General features: G+C 72.5%; 18 protein-coding genes. 6 read left to right on the forward strand and 12 right to left on the reverse strand.

Annotated features, from left to right (window positions below; genetic code table 11):
• Positions 1 to 35: 35 nt before the first annotated feature.
• Positions 36 to 1,322, reverse strand: a complete 1,287-nt coding sequence (locus tag IE305_RS25480; protein ID WP_190132093.1) for an NAD(P)H-binding protein — start codon at positions 1,320 to 1,322, stop codon at positions 36 to 38.
• Between the two features lie 133 nt (positions 1,323 to 1,455).
• Here IE305_RS25480 and IE305_RS25485 point away from each other — a divergent pair, with 133 nt between their 5' ends.
• Positions 1,456 to 1,935, forward strand: coding sequence for a MarR family winged helix-turn-helix transcriptional regulator (locus IE305_RS25485; protein ID WP_190132094.1), 480 nt, complete (start codon positions 1,456 to 1,458; stop codon positions 1,933 to 1,935).
• A 77-nt stretch (positions 1,936 to 2,012) separates the two neighbouring features.
• Positions 2,013 to 2,675, forward strand: coding sequence for a Uma2 family endonuclease (locus tag IE305_RS25490; protein WP_190132095.1), 663 nt, complete (start codon positions 2,013 to 2,015; stop codon positions 2,673 to 2,675).
• A gap of 1 nt (position 2,676) precedes the next feature.
• On the opposite strand, the gene IE305_RS25495 is transcribed toward IE305_RS25490, so the two are convergent.
• Genes IE305_RS25495 through IE305_RS25505 form a run of 3 tightly spaced genes read right to left on the reverse strand, consistent with a single transcriptional unit; the run spans position 2,677 to position 5,613 of the window.
• A complete protein-coding gene (locus IE305_RS25495; protein ID WP_190132096.1) occupies positions 2,677 to 3,885 on the reverse strand; it encodes a dipeptidase in 1,209 nt (402 codons plus the stop codon).
• A gap of 4 nt (positions 3,886 to 3,889) precedes the next feature.
• The gene (purE, locus tag IE305_RS25500) at positions 3,890 to 4,432 is read right to left on the reverse strand and encodes a 5-(carboxyamino)imidazole ribonucleotide mutase (RefSeq protein ID WP_190132097.1); all 543 of its coding nucleotides are present in this window, start codon (positions 4,430 to 4,432) and stop codon (positions 3,890 to 3,892) included.
• Positions 4,429 to 5,613, reverse strand: a complete 1,185-nt coding sequence (locus IE305_RS25505; protein WP_190132098.1) for a 5-(carboxyamino)imidazole ribonucleotide synthase — start codon at positions 5,611 to 5,613, stop codon at positions 4,429 to 4,431. The genes purE and IE305_RS25505 overlap by 4 nt, the downstream gene beginning before the upstream one ends.
• Positions 5,614 to 5,680: 67 nt before the next feature.
• Between IE305_RS25505 and IE305_RS25510 the strand changes: the two genes are divergently transcribed.
• Positions 5,681 to 6,184: a GtrA family protein gene (locus IE305_RS25510; protein WP_190132099.1), complete on the forward strand. Its 504-nt coding sequence runs from the start codon at positions 5,681 to 5,683 to the stop codon at positions 6,182 to 6,184.
• Between the two features lie 12 nt (positions 6,185 to 6,196).
• Here the strand turns inward: IE305_RS25510 and IE305_RS25515 are convergent, their stop codons facing one another.
• Positions 6,197 to 7,489 carry a sensor histidine kinase gene (locus IE305_RS25515; RefSeq protein WP_190132100.1) on the reverse strand — a complete coding sequence of 431 codons (1,293 nt, stop codon included), beginning with the start codon at positions 7,487 to 7,489 and terminating at the stop codon, positions 6,197 to 6,199.
• Positions 7,490 to 7,549: 60 nt separating this feature from the next.
• Complete coding sequence (locus IE305_RS25520; protein ID WP_190132101.1) at positions 7,550 to 8,230, reverse strand: response regulator transcription factor; 681 nt, start codon at positions 8,228 to 8,230, stop codon at positions 7,550 to 7,552.
• Positions 8,231 to 8,708: 478 nt separating this feature from the next.
• Between IE305_RS25520 and IE305_RS25525 the strand changes: the two genes are divergently transcribed.
• Positions 8,709 to 10,247, forward strand: a complete 1,539-nt coding sequence (locus tag IE305_RS25525; RefSeq protein WP_190132102.1) for a peptide MFS transporter — start codon at positions 8,709 to 8,711, stop codon at positions 10,245 to 10,247.
• Here the strand turns inward: IE305_RS25525 and IE305_RS25530 are convergent.
• From IE305_RS25530 to IE305_RS25550, 5 genes are all read right to left on the reverse strand, one after another.
• Positions 10,228 to 11,295, reverse strand: a complete 1,068-nt coding sequence (locus tag IE305_RS25530; RefSeq protein WP_190132103.1) for a hypothetical protein — start codon at positions 11,293 to 11,295, stop codon at positions 10,228 to 10,230. The two genes, IE305_RS25525 and IE305_RS25530, sit on opposite strands and share 20 nt — an antisense overlap.
• Entirely contained in the window at positions 11,292 to 12,068 is a 777-nt protein-coding gene (locus IE305_RS25535; RefSeq protein WP_190132104.1) for a hypothetical protein, read from the reverse strand. Before IE305_RS25535 ends, IE305_RS25530 begins: the two co-directional genes overlap by 4 nt.
• 8 nt (positions 12,069 to 12,076) lie before the next feature.
• Positions 12,077 to 12,883, reverse strand: coding sequence for a peptidase (locus tag IE305_RS25540; protein WP_190132105.1), 807 nt, complete (start codon positions 12,881 to 12,883; stop codon positions 12,077 to 12,079).
• A 114-nt stretch (positions 12,884 to 12,997) separates the two neighbouring features.
• Positions 12,998 to 13,495, reverse strand: coding sequence for an ATP-binding protein (locus tag IE305_RS25545; RefSeq protein WP_190132106.1), 498 nt, complete (start codon positions 13,493 to 13,495; stop codon positions 12,998 to 13,000).
• A 185-nt stretch (positions 13,496 to 13,680) separates the two neighbouring features.
• Complete coding sequence (locus IE305_RS25550) at positions 13,681 to 14,058, reverse strand: STAS domain-containing protein (RefSeq protein WP_190132107.1); 378 nt, start codon at positions 14,056 to 14,058, stop codon at positions 13,681 to 13,683.
• A gap of 238 nt (positions 14,059 to 14,296) precedes the next feature.
• On the opposite strand from IE305_RS25550, the gene IE305_RS25555 reads away from it, so the two are divergent.
• Positions 14,297 to 15,262: an RNA polymerase sigma factor SigF gene (locus tag IE305_RS25555; RefSeq protein WP_190132108.1), complete on the forward strand. Its 966-nt coding sequence runs from the start codon at positions 14,297 to 14,299 to the stop codon at positions 15,260 to 15,262.
• 73 nt (positions 15,263 to 15,335) lie between these two features.
• Positions 15,336 to 15,788 (forward strand): nitroreductase/quinone reductase family protein, encoded by a 453-nt coding sequence (locus tag IE305_RS25560; protein WP_190132109.1) that lies wholly within the window; start codon positions 15,336 to 15,338, stop codon positions 15,786 to 15,788.
• Here IE305_RS25560 and hutI read toward each other — a convergent pair.
• Positions 15,785 to 16,951 (reverse strand): imidazolonepropionase, encoded by a 1,167-nt coding sequence (gene hutI, locus IE305_RS25565; RefSeq protein WP_190132110.1) that lies wholly within the window; start codon positions 16,949 to 16,951, stop codon positions 15,785 to 15,787. The genes IE305_RS25560 and hutI overlap by 4 nt on opposite strands.

Below are 16,951 nucleotides of genomic sequence, written 5' to 3' on the forward strand. Positions count from 1 at the left end.
CTACGGCGCGTAGCCACTCCCCGGCGGAGGCCGCCCTACGGCGTGGCGGACTCCGCGCCGGCGGACTCCGCGTTGGCGGTCAGCCGCTCCAGGACGCGCATGGTGGTGCGGTACTCCTCCGGGGAGACGCCGGCCGCCGCGCGTTCGCGGAAGGCGCCGACGCGGGCGAGGACCTCGGCGAGCCGGGTGCGTCCGTCGCCGGTCAGTGCGAGTTGTCCCGGTGCCGGGCGGGTGAGCCAGCCGGCGGCGAGCGCCTTCTCGACGACGGCGGTGAGGGTGGGGGCGTCGGCGTGGACAGCCATCACCTCCAGGACGCGGGCGTCGGTGACCGGCGCTTCGTCGGCGACGACGTTGAGGACCTGCCAGCCGAGCCGGGTGAGGCCGTGGCCCGCGAGCAGGGCGTCCATCGCGTCGGTGAGCGCCTTGTCGGCGCGCCGGAGCCAGTAGCCGATGGGCATCGGCTTGGGCTCGGGCTGCTCCGGGGCCGGGGCGAAGGCGTCGCTGTTCTCCTCCACCCACTGCCGGAAGGTGCGGGCGGGGCGGCCGAGCAGCGTCGCGGTGGTGTCCGCGAGATCGGCGGGGCCGTCGCAGGCGGCTTCCCACAGGTCGAGCAGCGAGGCGACGTACCCCGCCGGCATGTGGGCGGCCATCTGCTGTTCGGCCTCCGCGCGGCTGATCTCCTGGACGGTGACCGGTCGCCCGGTGACCTCGGCGATGACGGCCAGCTGCTCGCGGAAGGCGAGTGACTCGGGACCGGTGAGGGTGACGGCGCGGCCGGTGAGGGAGTCGCCGGTCAGGGCCGCGACGGCGACGTCGGCGATGTCGCGGGGGTGGATGGACGCGACCTGCGCGTCGGGGAAGGGCAGCTGGACGGGCAGCGACCGGGTGAGCGCGTGCGCCCAGGCGAGGGCGTTGACGGTGAAGGCGTCCGGGCGCAGGAACGTCCAGGCGAGGCCCGAGGCGGCGAGGGCGCGCTCGACGGTGAGGCTCTGCCGCGCGAGCGGGTCGTCCTCGGCGCCGGGCCGCGTGACCGTGGACGAGGACAGCAGGACGACGTGCTCGACGCCGGCGGCCTCGGCGGCCCGGACGAACTCCTCGATGCCGGCGGGCTCGGGGTAGAGGAAGACGCGACGGACACCGCGCAGGGCGGGGGCGAAGGTCTCGGGCCGGTCGAGGCCGAGTTCGGCGGTGTCGACGCCGGCCGGGACGGTGAGCTCTGCGGGCCGGGCGCTGGCGGCGCGGACGGGTACACCCGCGGAGTGCAGGCCGGCGACGACGGCTTGGGCGACGGTGCCGCGCGCACCGGTGACAAGGATGGTCAATGGGGACTCCTGTGATCGTGGACGGCTCGTTGACTGATCTCTGACGCGTTGCAATTAGATGCAAGCAGTCAAGCATTTGCGTGTCAACAGACATATCCTTGAGGAGCCACAGCGAGTGGGTAAGGTGAGGTGCATGACGAAGCACCATCCGGGGTCGGCGGAAGCGCTGCTCGACGCCGTCGGCCCGGCGTTCGGCAAGTTGCGGCGGTCCTCGCTCCTGGACATCGAGAACCCGATGTCCCAGAAGGACCTGACGCGCACGCTGGTGCTCCACCACGTGCTGGAGGCCGAACAGGGCGACGCGCGCGAGGTGACCGTGGGCGCCGTGGCCACGCACCTGGGCACGGACCCGTCGGTGGCCAGCCGCATGGTCTCGGACTGCATCTCCGCCGGCTATCTGCGGCGCGCGGCCTCCCAGCAGGACGGCCGCCGCACGGTCCTCCACCTCACGCCGGAGGGCCGCGAGCTGATGGCCCGGCTGCGCCGCAACCAGCGGGCGGCGTTCGAACACATCACGGCGGACTGGCCGGAACACGAGAGGCTGGAGTTCGCCCGGCTGATGCTGAAGTACGTCGCGTCCCAGGACGCCGCCAGGGAACGGGACGCGGGCTGAGCGCCCACCGTGCGGCTCGGCCCTCGCCCCGAGTGGGACCGTCACCCATCGGCACGTGGCGGCGTATGGTGCGATGCGTGTCCAGGAAGAAGTCCAACAGGAACGATTCGGCAGTCACCCACGGCGTTTACGCTGGTGACACGGGCTACCACCGCAGAGCCGAGGAGGCCGGCGTGACCATCGAGCTCGAACGTGCGCTGCGCAGCACCATTCTCGAGGACTTTCCGGCTCCGGAGGGTTTCAAGACAGAGGTCGTCCGGGGGGAGATCATTTTGTCGCCGCTGCGTGCTCTTCATCTCAAGACAGTGGTCCCACTGTGCATGCAGATCGCGTCCCAGCTGCCACCAGGCCTGGACTACACGGGAGACACCCTTACACCGTTCCCCGAGGTGGACTCGGAGCTCTGTCCGGACATCGTCGTTCTGCCGAAGGCCGAGTGCGACAAGAACCTCGCCGTCTACACCGTCGACCTCATTCACGCCGCCTTCGAGGTCGTCTCGCCCACGACCGCGAAGCGTGACTACGGCTTCAAGGTTCAGGCCTACGCCCAGGCGGGCATTCCCGTCTACGTCATCGCCGATCCCTACGATGCCCAGCTGGTCGTGCACCACAAGCCGTTCCACGGCGCGTACGGGTACCGGCAGATCGTCCCCTACGGCGAGAAGGCGGAGATCCCGGGGGATCTCCGCCTCGTCATCGACACCTCCTCGCTTCCGGCCGACGCCGGTCGCGAGGGGTGACTCACCCCCGGCCGGCGCCGTCCAGTTCCTCGATCGTCGCGATCGACGGGCCGCGGCGGGACGAGATCTCCCGGGCCGCCGATTCCGCGTCCCGCAGCACTCGGACCGCGTTCTGCCAGGTCAGCTTGGCCAGGTCGGTGTCCGACCAGCCGCGGCGCAGGAGTTCTGCGATCAGGTGGGGGTAGCCCGAGACGTCGGCGAGGTCGGCGGGGGTGAAGGCGGTGCCGTCGTAGTCGCCGCCGATGCCGATGTGGTCGATGCCGGCGACCTCGCGCATGTGGTCGAGGTGGTCGGCGACCGTGGCGGACGTGGCGAGGGGGCGGGGGTTGGCGGCCTCGAAGGCGCGCTGGATCGCCATGCCCTTTGCCGTCGTGTCGAGGTGGTGCAGGCCGTGGGCGCGCATGTTCTCGTCGGCCGCCTTCGTCCAGGCGATGGCCTCCGGGAGGATGAACTTCGGGACGAAGGTCGCCATGGCCACGCCGCCGTTCGCCGGCAGCTGGGAGAGGACGTCGTCCGGGATGTTGCGGGGGTGGTCGCACACCGACCGTGCCGACGAGTGCGAGAAGATCACCGGCGCCTCGCTCACCCGCAGCGCGTCCCGCATCGTGTCCGCCGACACGTGCGAGAGGTCCACGAGCATGCCGAGGCGGTTCATCTCGCGTACGACCTCCTCGCCGAAGCGGGTGAGGCCGCCCGCGCGCGGCTCGTCCGTCGCCGAGTCCGCCCACGGGATGTTGTCGTTGTGCGTGAGCGTCATGTAGCGCACGCCCAGGGCGTACAGCGCGCGGAGCGTGGCCAGGGAGCAGTTGATGCTGTGCCCGCCCTCCGCGCCCATGAGCGAGGCGATCCGGCCTTCCGACCTGGCCGCCTCCATGTCGTCGGCCGTGTACGCCATGACCAGGTCGGAGCCGTACCGGCCGGCCAGGCGGCGCACCACGTCGATCTGTTCCAGGGTCGCGCTCACCGCGTCGTCGCCGGCCATGTCCGTGCGGACGTACACCGACCAGAACTGTGCGCCCACGCCGCCCGCCCGCAGCCGCGGCAGGTCGGTGTGCAGGTCGGCGCTCTGGTCCGTGGCGATGTCGCGGCGGTCCAGGTTGTAGCGGACCTGCTCGCGCAGCGCCCACGGCAGGTCGTTGTGGCCGTCCACCACCGGGTGCTCCGCCAGGAGCGCGCGGGCCCGGGCCAGGAGTTCCTCGCTCGTCGTCACGCCGTCACTTCCCGAAGCCGAAGCCGGCCTCGGCGCCCGCCGCCTTCGCACGCAGGCGGCGGCCCTTCTCCGTGGCCTGGTCGTTGAGGTCGTCCTGGAAGCGGCGCATCCGCTCCAGCAGCGCCTCGTCGTGCGCCGCGAGCATCCGTACGGCGAGCAGGCCCGCGTTGCGCGCGCCCGCCACGGAGACCGTGGCGACGGGGACGCCGGCCGGCATCTGCACGATCGACAGCAGCGAGTCCATGCCGTCCAGGTGCTTGAGCGGCACCGGCACCCCGATCACCGGCAGCGGCGTGACCGACGCCAGCATGCCGGGCAGGTGGGCGGCGCCACCCGCACCGGCGATGATCGCCTTGAGGCCGCGGCCCGCCGCCTCCTCCCCGTACGCGATCATCTCGCGCGGCATGCGGTGCGCCGAGACGACGTCGACCTCGTACGCGATCCCGAACTCGTCCAGGGCCTGGGCGGCGGCCTCCATGACCGGCCAGTCGGAGTCGGAGCCCATGACGATGCCGATCAGGGGGGCGTCCCCCGGGGAGTGAGTCATTCGGTGATCGTTCCTCGCAGGTAGCCGGCGGCGTGACGGGCGCGCTCGAGCACGTCGTCCAGGTCGTCGCCGTAGGTGTTGACATGACCGACCTTGCGGCCGGGCTTCACGTCCTTGCCGTACATATGGATCTTCAACCCGGGGTCCCGCGCCATGCAATGGAGGTACGCCGCGTACATGTCGGGGTAGTCGCCGCCGAGGACGTTGGCCATCACCGTCCACGGCGCCCGCGGCCGCGGGTCGCCCAGCGGCAGGTCGAGCACGGCCCGGACGTGGTTGGCGAACTGCGAGGTGACCGCGCCGTCCTGCGTCCAGTGGCCGGAGTTGTGCGGCCGCATGGCCAGCTCGTTGACCAGCACCCGGCCGTCGCGCGTCTCGAAGAGCTCGACCGCGAGGTGGCCGACCACGCCCAGCTCCTTGGCGATCGTCAGCGCCAGCTGCTGCGCATGGGCCGACAGCTCCTCCGGCAGGTCCGGCGCCGGCGCGATCACCGTGTCGCACACGCCGTCGACCTGCACCGATTCGACCACGGGGTACGAGACGGCCTGGCCGTGCGGGGAGCGGACGACGTTCGCGGCGAGCTCGCGCACGAAGTCGACCTTCTCCTCGGCGAGGACGGGCACGCCCGCGCGGAACGGTTCCTGCGCGGCGGCGGCGTCGCGCACCACCCACACGCCCTTGCCGTCGTACCCGCCGCGGACCGTCTTCAGCACCACCGGGAAGCCGCCCACCTCGTGCGCGAAGCGCTCGACGTCGGCGGGGTCCTCGACGATGCGATGCCGCGGGCACGGCACGCCGATCTCCGTCAGCCTGCGCCGCATCACGCCCTTGTCCTGGGCGTGCACCAGCGCGTCGGGCCCCGGCCGGACGGGGATGCCGTCCGCCTCCAGGGCACGGAGGTGCTCGGTGGGTACGTGCTCGTGGTCGAAGGTGATCACGTCGCAACCCCGGGCGAACGCGCGGAGCGTCTCCAGGTCGCGGTAGTCACCGACCACCACGTCGTTCACGACCTGCGCCGCAGAATCCTGCGGAGTGTCGCTGAGCAGCTTGAACTTGATACCGAGGGGGATGCCCGCCTCGTGGGTCATTCGGGCGAGCTGACCGCCGCCCACCATGCCGACTACCGGGAATGTCACGCCCCCAGGGTATCCGTACGCACGAACCGGCCGACCGGCGATCATTGGACGAAGCTACAGGGGAGGCCACTCCCGCCGTGCCGCCGCACGGCCGCTGGTTAGCATGAAGCACATGACTCAACGGCGCACAGTGCGTTCCCGGCTGGAGCGGCTGGCCCGCGAAATCGCGAAATTCGGTGCCGTGGGCGCCATCGGATTCGTGGTCAACTTCATCGTCTTCAACCTCTGCGTGCACGGCTTCGGGCTGGCCGTGGTGCGTTCCGGCGTCATCGCGACGGCCGTGGCCATCGGCACCAACTACCTCGGCAACCGCTACTGGACCTACCGCGACTGCGACACCACCCGCCGCAGCCGCGAACTCACGCTCTTCCTGCTGTTCAGCGGCGTCGGCCTGGTCATCGAGAACGGCACCCTGGGCCTGTCCCACTACGGCCTGGGCCTGACCTCGCCGCTCGCCGACAACATCGCCAAGAACGTCGTGGGCCTCGGCCTCGGCACCGTCTTCCGCTTCTGGTCCTACCGCACGTGGGTGTTCCGCGCGCTGCCCGCCCGGGAGGCCGTGGAGACCGCCGAATCGTTCCTCGCGGACGCGCCGCCGCAGCGCGCGAGCCGCTGACCGGTCCGTTCGCTAGCCGTCCTGCTCGTCGGCCCGGTTCAGCGGCCGGCCCTCTCCCTGCCCGTCGATCTGGTCCACGTCCCTGCTGAGGAACAGCGCGAAGATCGGCGGCTGCTGCTGGAGCAGTTCCAGCCGCCCGCCGTCCGCCTCCGCCAGGTCCCGGGCCACGGCCAGGCCCAGGCCGGTGGAGTTGCGGCCGCTCACCGTCCGCTCGAAGACCCGCGCCCCCAGGTCCGGGGGGACGCCCGGGCCCTCGTCCGAGACCTCGACGACCGCCTGGTTGCCGGTGACGCGCGTGCGCAGCGCGACCGTGCCGTCACCGTGCATCAGGGAGTTCTCGATGAGCGTCGCCAGCACCTGGGCGACGGCACCCGGCGTGCCCACGGCCCGCAGCCCCCGCCGGCCGGAGCGCACCAGTGCCCGCCCGGCGGTGCGCGTGGCGGGCCGCCACTCCTCCAGCTGCTGCTTGATCACCTCGTCGAGGTCGAAGGTGACCGCCGAGCCGCTCTGCGGGTCGCGGGAGTTGGTCAGCAGCCGCTGGACCACGTCGGTGAGGCGTTCGACCTGCGTGAGCGCGATCGTCGCCTCCTCCTTGACCGTCTCCGGGTCGTCGGTGAGCGTGATCTCCTCCAGCCGCATGGACAGCGCCGTCAGCGGCGTGCGCAGCTGGTGGGAGGCGTCGGCGGCGAGCCGCCGCTCGGCGGTCAGCATCCGGGCGATGCGTTCGGCGCTGGCGTCCAGCACGTCGGCGACCCGGTCCAGCTCGGGCACGCCGTAGCGGCGGTGCCGGGGCCGCGGGTCGCCGGAGCCGAGCCGCTCGGCGGTCTCGGCGAGGTCGGTGAGCGGCGCGGTGAGCCGGTTGGCCTGCCGTACGGCGAGGAAGACGGCCGCCACGACGGCCAGCAGCGCCACGGCGAGGATGACGAGGAGGGTGCGCCCGACCTCGCGGCTCACCGTGACCCGCGACTCCTCGACGCGCACGGTCTCGCCCTGCTCGCCCTTCTGCGTGGCGGTGATCACGCCGCCGTCGGGGCGGGCGCCGATCTCGATGGGCGCGCGGCCGGGGATGTCGACGCGGGCGTACCGGGACGGGGTGATCTGTTCGCTCAGCACCGCCGACTCGACCCGTTCGCCGCCCACGAGGCGGCTGTCGACGATGCTGACCAGCCGCACCGCCTCGGACTGGACGCTTTCCTGGGCGCTGCTCTCGATCGTGCGGGTCTCGACGATCACGAGCGAGATGCCGAAGACGGCGATGACGACGAGGACGACGGCGAGCGTGGAGTTGATCAGGCGGCGGCGCACGGTGCCCTCGTTCTTCTCGTCAGGTTCTCTCGTGGCTCAGCTCATGGCTCAGCTCGTGGCTCAGCTCTTCTCGAAGCGGAAGCCGACACCGCGGACGGTGGCGATGTAGCGCGGGTTGGCGGCGTCGTCGCCGAGCTTCTTGCGCAGCCAGGAGATGTGCATGTCGAGGGTCTTGGTCGACGACCACCAGGTGGTGTCCCAGACCTCGCGCATCAGCTGGTCGCGCGTGACGACGCGGCCGGCGTCGCGCACCAGCACCCGCAGCAGGTCGAACTCCTTCGCGGTGAGCTGGAGCTCCTCGTCGCCCATCCAGGCGCGGTGCGACTCGACGTCGATGCGGACGCCGTGCGTGGCGGGCGGCTGCTGGTTGTTGTCGGCGGCGCCGCGCCGCAGCAGGGCCCGGACCCGGGCGAGCAGCTCGGCGAGGCGGAACGGCTTGGTGACGTAGTCGTCGGCGCCGGCGTCGAGGCCGACGACGGTGTCCACCTCGTCGGCGCGGGCGGTGAGCACCAGGACGGGGAAGCCGTGACCCTCCGTGCGCAGCCGGCGGCAGACCTCGAGCCCGTCCATGCCGGGCAGCCCGAGGTCGAGGACGAGCAGGTCCACTCCCCCTTGCCGGCCGGCTTCGAGGGCCGTGGGGCCGTCTTCGCGGACCTCCACCTCGTATCCTTCGCGGCGCAGGGCGCGCGCGAGCGGCTCCGAGATGGATGCGTCATCCTCGGCGAGCAGTACTCGGGTCATGGGGAGATGGTAGTCCGCGCGGGCGCGCGCCCGAGGAGGAGTGCGCGCTACCTACGGCAACACTTCACCGAAAGTGTTATCACCTTCAAACTTGGGTGACCGGTTCCGGATTTCTTGCCGAATCACATGTGATCCACGTCTCACACCCCTCCATACCGGGGCGGGGGCTGACGTATGGTGACGTGACGTCTGTAGCACCACCGAGGGGCCTTCGCCGCCAGAGACGCGCCGAGGGTCCCTTCCGTGCAAGGGGCCGGTCCCCCGGTCCCGCACAGAGTGAATGACCTGTCGGCCGGGCCGCCGCGCGAAGATGCGCGGAGGCGTGGATCCCGGTCTGCGACTGTCCTGCCGCCGCCCCGTCCCCGGGGAGGCGAACCCCTCGGGCGTGGGGGCGGACGTACGCAGCCGGTGCCGGCCCACCCCCCTCCCGGGCGCGCCACCCGCTCCACCGCGCACCCGCTTGACACAAGGATCGACCATGGCGTCCAGCCTGACGAAGGACACCACCAAGGCGGAGAACAAGACCACTCCCCCTGCCGGTGGGAAGACGTTCTTCGGCCACCCCCGCGGCCTGGCCCCGCTCTTCATGACGGAGATGTGGGAGCGCTTCAGCTACTACGGCATGCGCGCCCTCCTCGTCATCTACCTGATCGCCGGCGGCCCCGACGCCAAGCCCGGCAGCCAGGGCGGCGGTCTCGGCATGTCCGAGGCCAACGCGGTGGCCATCTACTCCGTCTACGTGGCGATGGTGTACCTGCTCGCCATGCCCGGCGGCTGGTTCGGCGACCGCGTCTGGGGGCCGCGCAAGACGGTCGCCATCGCGGGCGGCGTGATCATGACGGGTCACCTCTGCCTCGCCCTCCCGGGCCAGGCGGCGTTCTTCGCCGGCCTCGCGCTCGTCGCGATGGGCTCCGGCCTGCTGAAGTCCAACATCTCCACGATGGTGGGCCACCTCTACGACGGCCCGAAGGACCCGCGCCGCGACGGCGGCTTCACGATCTTCTACATGGGCGTGAACACCGGCGCCTTCGCCGCCCCGCTGGTCATCGGCACGGTCGGCCAGAAGGTCAACTGGCACTTCGGCTTCGCGCTCGCCGCGATCGGCATGGGCATCGGCCTGGCGTTCTTCCTGTTCGGCAGCCGGCACCTGTCGCCGGTCAGCAGCACCGTCCCGTCGCCGCTGTCCAAGGACGAGCGCAACGTGCTGCTGCGCAAGGCGGCGATCTGGCTGGGCGTCGCGGTGGTCTTCTACGGCATCGTGGGCGGCACCGGCAGCTTCACCCTGAACTGGGCGGTCATCCCGATCACCATCCTGGGCCTGATCATCCCGACCGCCGTGCTGTTCCGCATCAAGCGGGACAAGGAGCTCTCCGACTCCGAGCAGTCCAAGGTCAGCGGCTACATCTGGTTCTTCGTCGCCGCCGCCGTGTTCTGGATGATCTTCGACCAGGCGGGTTCGACCATGTCGACCTTCGCCGAGAAGAAGACCACCGACAACGTCTTCGGCCTGAACTTCCCGTCCTCGTGGTTCCAGTCGGTCAACCCGCTGTGGGTCATGGCCCTGGCCCCGGTCTTCGCCTCGCTGTGGCTGGCCCTGGCCCGCCGCAAGAAGGAGCCGACCACCACGGTCAAGTTCTCGCTGGCCATGCTCGCCATCGGTGTCTCCTTCGTCGTCTTCGCCTCGGCCATGGGCCTGGCCTCGGACGGCGCCAAGGTCAGCCCGGCGTGGCTGCTCGGCATCTACATGGTCCAGACGATGGGCGAGCTGTGCCTCTCCCCGGTGGGCCTGTCGCTGACGACGAAGATGGCGCCGCAGAAGTACGCCAGCCAGATGCTCGGCGTCTGGTTCCTCGCCGTCACGGCCGGTGACTGCGTCACGGGTCTGCTCTCCGCGGCGGGCGTCGACCTCAACGGCGTCGGCGTGATCCTCGGCGAGGCCGTCATCGCGGTGCTCGCGAGCGCGGCGGTGTGGATGTCCCGCAAGCGGGTCGAGGGCCTCATGGGCGACGTCCGCTGACGTCCCCCGCGCCTTTCGGCGGTGCCCCCGGTGCTTCGGCGCCGGGGGCACCGGCGTTTTCGGGGGCGGCTTCCGGGGCGGCTTCCGGGGCGTCGTACGGCGGCGGGACGGTGCCGGGGCGGAACCAGGGGAGGCCGGGGGGCAAAGCGGCCGGGGCCTCCGGGAGGCGTGGGGGCCGCCGGGGCCGGACCTGGTCGACGACGGCCATCCCGGCCCGGTGGACGGCCAGTGGTACGACGACGCAGAGCAGCGCCCAGAAGAGGGTGACGCCCCAGGGCCACCCGACGCGCCACGGCTGCTCGGCCAGCACCCGCCCGTCGTGGCCGAGCGACACGGTGTAGTCGCCGTGCGCGCCGGCCGTGAGCTCCACGTCGAGCACGATGCGCTCCCGGCCGCCGGGCGCAACGGTGCCGCGCCAGGGCCGCTCCTCCCACGCCGGCGCCAGCACGCCGCGGGCGGTGCCGAGCCGGAACACGGGGTCGCGGGCCTCGCCGGTGCCGAGGTTGGCGACGGTGACCACGAGCCGGCGCCGCGGCGGCGCCCCGAACCACGTCAGCAGCCCGTCCGCGCCCTCCAGCCGCGCGTCGAGCACGCCGAGCCGCTCCCCGCCGCGGCGGGCCGGCAGGGCGGCCACGGGGTGCCCCGTGACGACGAGCCCCGCGTCGGCCACGCCGGCCGGCCCGGTCACGGTGGCGGCGTGCACCAGACACGGACACGGCACGGGTGGCCCCACGACCGGCAGACGGCCGCGGAACCGCCCGTCGGCGCCGACGGTGGCGGTCCGCCCGTCGCCGTTGGCGCAGGCGTTGGTGCCCCCGGCCATGTTCTGCCCGCAGATGATCAACATGACCAGCGCTCCGGGCCGCCATCCGGTGCCGGTGAGCCGGAGGGCGCTGCCGGGGGCGGCCTCGGGGTGATCGAGGGTGAGGGCGGGGGCGGGAGCGGGTTCGGGTTCGGCCGCTCGGGTGGGAGTGGCGCACGGGAGCACGGCGAGGAGTGCAGCGGTGGCGAGCGCTGTACGGGTGCGGCGCGCGCCGGGGGTGTTCATCGGTGCGCCCGGCGGCGGCGCAGGGTCAGTGCCGCCGCCCCCGCCAGCACGCCCGCACCGGCCAGCGTGGGCCCCAGCCAGGGCAGGGGCGCGTACGTGCCCGTCGCGGAGGCGCGGGTGCCGTCCGCGGATGTGACGGTGACGGTCACCCGTACGCGGTCCAGGCGGGGCGCCCCGGGCCACGGTTCGGACAGGTCCACCGCTCCGCCCGGCGGCAGGGCGGCCGGCGCGCCGCTGCCGGGGCGGGTGCGCAGCACCTCGCCGAAGAGGCCCTCGGCCCGGAGCACCGGGCGCGGTGCGAGGGACGTGGTGCCACGGTTGACCACGCGGTAGTGCACGACGGCGGCCCGGCCCGTACCGGTGACCCGTACCCGTTCCACCGCCGGCGCGGACACCGCCGGGCCGGTCACCCGTACCGCCACCGGGACCCGCGCCTGCCGGCCGGCGCCCTCCACCAGGACGGCCGCCGGGTGGTCGCCGGGCGGCGTGCCCGGCGGGACGGTCACGGTCAGCGGCACCTCCGCCCGCGTACGCGGCGGTACGCCGACCCGGCCGGCCGCCAGCGAGATCCACGGCCCGGTGCCGCGCAGCGCCAGCGTGACGGGCCGGTCCGAGCGGTTGACCAGGGCGAGCCGGTCCGCGAGCACGCTGCCGGGCGCGCCCTCCACGTACACGGCGCCGCGCTCGTCCGCGCCGGGCGCGGGCCCCGCCGTCCAGGGGGCGAGCGAGGCGGCGGCCAGCGCCAGCACCGCGGCAGGGGCCACAGGCGTCATCGGCCGCGTCAGCCGGTGGTGGTGCGGCGGCGCCGGGTGAGCCAGAGGGTGCCGGCGACACCGGCCAGGAAGACCGTGCCGCCGAGCGTGCCGAGGGCCAGGGCCGAATCGGAGGGCCCGGTCTGCGGCAGGCTGCCGCCGCCGGTGGTCGAACCACCGGTGGTCGAGCCGCCGGTGGTGGAGCCCCCGGTCGTCGAGCCGCCCGTCGTCGTCCCACCCGTGGACCCGGCCGTCGTGCCGCCTGTCGTACCGGCCGTCGTGCCTCCTGTCGTACCGCCCGTCGTCCCGCCCGGGTCCTTCACCTCCAGCGTCAGCGACGGCTTCGGGTTGTTCGCCGGTTCGCACGTCGTCGTCGTTCCCAGCGCCGAGATCGTCAGCGTCGACGCCGTGAACGTCACCTGCCCGCCCTTCTTCGGCGTGTACGTTCCCGACAAGTCGCTGATCTTGATGGGGGTGTTCGGCGGGATCGGCTGGTCGTTGGCCGGGCCGGTCACCGCGACCGTGCCGGTGTCCGCCCCGCCGACCTTGATCACCGCACTTGGCTTCATCACCCCCTTGCCGAGCTCCACGGGGCTGGAGGAGACGCCCTTCTGGAACGACATCGTCAGGGTGTACGCCGAGCCGCTCGGCGCCGCCTTGATGTCGATGGGCGAGACGGCGCTCTTGTCGCCGATCGGGGTCTTGCACTGGTAGGTGACGTCCACGACCTCGGCGTGCGCGGCCTGCGCCGCAGGCAGGACCGTACCGGCGGCCAGCGCCGCCGAGGCCGCGAGCGCGCCGGCGCGGCGGGCGGGACGGCTCGGTAAGCGGGACACGTCGGGCTCCCCTCTCGTCCGGTCGGGAACCGCAATAACTGACGGCACATCAGATCGGGCGCCGACAGTACGCCCGCGCCCGTCGAGAGGGAAGACGGAGAACGCGCCGTGCACCTACGACGGCGCGGCGAGCTCCGCCCAGACGGTCTTGCCGGCCTCGTCCTGCGCCCGCAGGACACCCCAGTCGAGGCAGAGGCGCTGCACGATGAACATGCCGTGGCCGCCGGGCCGCCCGGCGCGGTGCGGGGTGCGCGGGGCCGGCGTACCGGCGCCGAGGTCGGCAACCTCCAGCCGCAGCACCTTGGCCGTGCAGCTGACGCGCAGCTCCTCGGGGCCGTCGGCGTGCAGGCAGGCGTTGGTGACCAGCTCGGAGACCACGAGGAGGACGTCCTCCGCGGCGGCGCGCCGGTCGGCGTCCGCGGCGGGCAGCCAGCCCCAGTCGTACAGCGCCTGCCGGGTGAAGTCCCGGGCGAGGGGCACGGCGCCGCTGACGCCGGCCAGCGGCAGCCTGCGCACCGTGCCGGTACCGGCCGGCGGCGGGCCGGCGGAGGCAGCACCCTCGGCCGCCGGGCCTGGGCCGTCCGGCGGCGGGCACGCCCGGGTGCTGCTCATCAGCGCTTCACCTCACCGTGGTGCAACGGTTCCAACGATTCCATCGGATCCAGGGGATCCAGCTGTCTCCTGCCCGTCCCCATCCCGGGAACACCCCTCGTTTCCCGGCAACGCCTGTGACAAGGACAACTCGGGGAGATTCCGTCAGGGCCGGACAAGGCGGTCATGGCGGTCAAGACGGGCGTTCAGTCGACGACTGCCGCTTCGGCGGCCTGGAGCGTCTCGTGCAGGACGAAGACGGCCCCGGCGCCTGTGATCTCGAACACCCGGGCGACGGCCGGCCGCATGGCGGCCAGGTGGATCGCACCACCGGCGGCATCGGCCTTCAGCCGGGCGGCGAGCAGGACGTTCAGCCCGGTCGAGTCGCAGAAGTCGAGCCGGGAGCAGTCGACGACGACACGCGCGGCACCGTCCTCGACACACTTCTCCAGCGGCTCGCGCAACAGCTCGGCCGTGTGGTGATCGAGCTCACCCACGGGTGCGACGACCGCGCCGGCGCCGTGCCGCCGGACCTCCACCCACAGCCGGCCCCGGCTCGCGTTGCCGACTATCTCGCGATCCATGCGCTCCCCTTCGTGCCGTGTGGTGTGCCCGCGTGGCGCAGGCAGAACCCTACGCCTTCCATACGCCCGGCCGGAACCCGAACTTCCGCCATACCCTCCCATAACCGGACAGTCAGGACTTGCCAGCGGGCGGTGAAGACCGGTAGGGCTAGAAGGACACATCCCCCACGGACGGCTCTGGAGGCGCCGCAAAAAGCAACGGAACGGTCACGGCATCGGCAGCCATATGCCGAGAACGATGGAGGACACCCCCATGTCACCCCGGCTGGACGAAACGCGGACCGGCACCCCCGTCCGGAACACCGCGCCGTCGGCACCCCCGGCACACCTTGCCGGTCAGGAAGCACCCGAAACCACCGGAACCCCCGGAAACACCACCCGCCCGACCGACGCCCCGGGCCTCCCGGACCTCCCGGAGATCCCTCCGTACGACGAGGTGGGCGCGGTCGACGCCCGGGCCCTGTCCAAGACGCTCTTCGCGCGCCTCGCGTCGCTCGAGGAGGGCACCCACGAGTACGCGTACGTGCGCAACACCCTCGTCGAACTGAACCTCGCCCTGGTGAAGTTCGCGGCCGCGCGGTTCCGCACCCGCAGCGAGCCGATGGAGGACATCATCCAGGTCGGGACGATCGGTCTGATCAAGGCCATCGACCGCTTCGAGCTCAGCCGCGGCGTCGAGTTCCCGACCTTCGCCATGCCGACGATCATCGGCGAGATCAAGCGTTTCTTCCGCGACACCAGCTGGTCCGTGCGCGTCCCGCGCCGGCTCCAGGAGCTCCGCCTCGACCTGGCCAGGGCGAGCGACGAGCTCGCCCAGCGCCTGGACCGCTCCCCCACCGTCGCCGAGCTGGCCGAGCGCCTGGGCCTGACGGAGGAGGAGGTCGTCGAGGGCATGGCCGCGAGCAACGCCTACACGGCCAGCTCGCTGGACGCCCAGGCGGAGGCCGACGAGCCCGAGGGCACCCTCTCGGACCGCATCGGCTACGAGGACCACGGCCTGGAGGGCGTCGAGTACGTCGAGTCCCTCAAGCCGCTGATCGCGGAACTCCCGCAGCGGGACCGGCACATCCTCTCGCTGCGGTTCGTGGCGAACATGACCCAGTCCGAGATCGGCGAGGAGCTGGGCATCTCGCAGATGCACGTCTCACGCCTGCTCTCCCGGACGCTGGTCAAACTCCGCCGGGGCCTCCTGACGGAGGAGTGACGCACGAAGCGCCCCCTCGACGCCGGGTGCCGCACGGGATGATCCGGGGCGGCACCCGGCGTTGGGGAAGGGCATGAACGCCTTCAACCTCGCCGTCATCGAAGAGTTCCGCGCCAACAAGGGCGTGGTGGGCGGCGACTTCGCCGGTACGTCGCTGTTGCTGCTCACCACGCGCGGGGCCCGCACCGGGCTGCCGCGCACCACACCGCTCGTCCATCTCCCCGACGACGACCACGGCCGGCTCGTCGTCTTCGCCTCGAACGGCGGGGCGCCCACCGCGCCGGCCTGGTACCACAACCTCATGGCGTCGCCCGAGGCCACCGTCGAGGTGGGCGAGGAGCGGCGGCGGGTGCGGGCGCGGGTGCTCGACGTCGCCGAGCACGACGCGGTGTGGGCCCGGCAGATCGCGCGAGAGCCGCAGTTCGCGGAGTTCCGCGAACGGGCCCTCGCCGCGGGGCGGGTCATTCCGCTGGTGGCCCTGGAGCCCGTGGACGGGGCCGGGGACGAGCCCGTGGACCAGCCCTAGACCTCCCGCACGCCGCCCCGCCACACCTCGCGCACCAGCGGTACGCCCGGGCGGTAGGCCAGGTGGACGTGGCTCGGGGCGTCCAGGAGCTGGAGGTCGGCGCGGGCGCCGGGCGTGAGGCGGCCCACGTCCGTGCGGCGCAGGGCGGCCGCGCCGCCGGCGGTGGCGGACCAGACGGCCTCGTCCGGTGTCATCCCCATGTCGCGGACGGCCAGCGCGATGCAGAACGACATCGAACTGGTGTAGGACGAACCGGGGTTGCAGTCGGTGGACAGCGCTACGGTGGCGCCCGCGTCCAGCAGTCGGCGTGCGTCGGGCCAGGGGGCGCGGGTGGAGAACTCCGCGCCCGGGAGGAGCGTGGCCACGGTGCTGCTGTTCGCCAGCGCGTCGACGTCCGCGTCCGTGAGGTGGGTGCAGTGGTCGGCCGACGCGGCCCCCAGTTCGACGGCCAGCTGCACACCGGGGCCGTGGCCCAGCTGGTTGGCGTGGACGCGCGGGACGAGGCCGTGCCGCTGCCCGGCGGTGAGGATCGTACGGGCCTGGTCGCCGTCGAAGGCGCCGCGCTCGCAGAAGACGTCCACCCAGCGGGCGTGCGGTGCGCAGGCGTCGAGCATCTCGCCGGTGACGAGGGCGACGTAGCCGGCCGGGTCGTCCGCGAACTCGGGGGCGACGACGTGCGCGCCGAGGTATGTGACCTCGTCGGTGTGCGCGGCGGCGATGCGCAGGGCGCGGGCCTCGTCGTCCGTGGTCAGGCCGTAGCCGGACTTGGTCTCGACGGTGGTGGTGCCCTGCCGCAGGGCCTCGTGCAGGTGGCGCCGGAGGTTGGCCTCCAGCTCCTCGTCGGTGGCGGCGCGGGTGGCGGCCACGGTCGTGCGGATGCCGCCGGCGGTGTAGCTCCGGCCCGACATGCGGGCGTTGAACTCGGCGGTGCGGTCGCCCGCGAAGACCAGGTGGGAGTGCGAGTCGACGTAGCCGGGCAGGACGGCCCGGCCGCCGGCGTCGACGGCGTTGTCAGTGGCGGGTGCTTTGCTGGTCGTACCGACCCAGGCGATGCGGTCGCCGTCGACGACGACGGCCGCGTCCTGGATCAGGCCGAGGGGGCCTTCACCGAGGGAGGGGTCGTTGGTGACGAGACTGCTGATGTTGGTGATTGCCGTGCTCAT

This window comes from Streptomyces mashuensis (assembly GCF_014654785.1).
GTDB classification, from domain to species: Bacteria; Actinomycetota; Actinomycetes; order Streptomycetales; family Streptomycetaceae; genus Streptomyces; species Streptomyces mashuensis.

Excerpts from the sequence above, each read along its gene's own strand:
- IE305_RS25535 (WP_190132104.1), bottom strand. The coding sequence starts at position 12,068 with ATGACGCCTGTGGCCCCTGCCGCGGTGCTGGCGCTGGCCGCCGCCTCG.
- IE305_RS25530 (WP_190132103.1), bottom strand. The coding sequence starts at position 11,295 with ATGAACACCCCCGGCGCGCGCCGCACCCGTACAGCGCTCGCCACCGCT.
- IE305_RS25560 (WP_190132109.1), top strand. The coding sequence starts at position 15,336 with ATGAACGCCTTCAACCTCGCCGTCATCGAAGAGTTCCGCGCCAACAAG.
- IE305_RS25555 (WP_190132108.1), top strand. The coding sequence starts at position 14,297 with ATGGAGGACACCCCCATGTCACCCCGGCTGGACGAAACGCGGACCGGC.
- hutI (WP_190132110.1), bottom strand. The coding sequence starts at position 16,951 with ATGAGCACGGCAATCACCAACATCAGCAGTCTCGTCACCAACGACCCC.
- IE305_RS25550 (WP_190132107.1), bottom strand. The coding sequence starts at position 14,058 with ATGGATCGCGAGATAGTCGGCAACGCGAGCCGGGGCCGGCTGTGGGTG.
- IE305_RS25505 (WP_190132098.1), bottom strand. The coding sequence starts at position 5,613 with ATGATCGCCGGTCGGCCGGTTCGTGCGTACGGATACCCTGGGGGCGTG.
- IE305_RS25485 (WP_190132094.1), top strand. The coding sequence starts at position 1,456 with ATGACGAAGCACCATCCGGGGTCGGCGGAAGCGCTGCTCGACGCCGTC.
- IE305_RS25520 (WP_190132101.1), bottom strand. The coding sequence starts at position 8,230 with ATGACCCGAGTACTGCTCGCCGAGGATGACGCATCCATCTCGGAGCCG.
- purE (WP_190132097.1), bottom strand. The coding sequence starts at position 4,432 with ATGACTCACTCCCCGGGGGACGCCCCCCTGATCGGCATCGTCATGGGC.
- IE305_RS25510 (WP_190132099.1), top strand. The coding sequence starts at position 5,681 with ATGACTCAACGGCGCACAGTGCGTTCCCGGCTGGAGCGGCTGGCCCGC.
- IE305_RS25525 (WP_190132102.1), top strand. The coding sequence starts at position 8,709 with ATGGCGTCCAGCCTGACGAAGGACACCACCAAGGCGGAGAACAAGACC.
- IE305_RS25545 (WP_190132106.1), bottom strand. The coding sequence starts at position 13,495 with ATGAGCAGCACCCGGGCGTGCCCGCCGCCGGACGGCCCAGGCCCGGCG.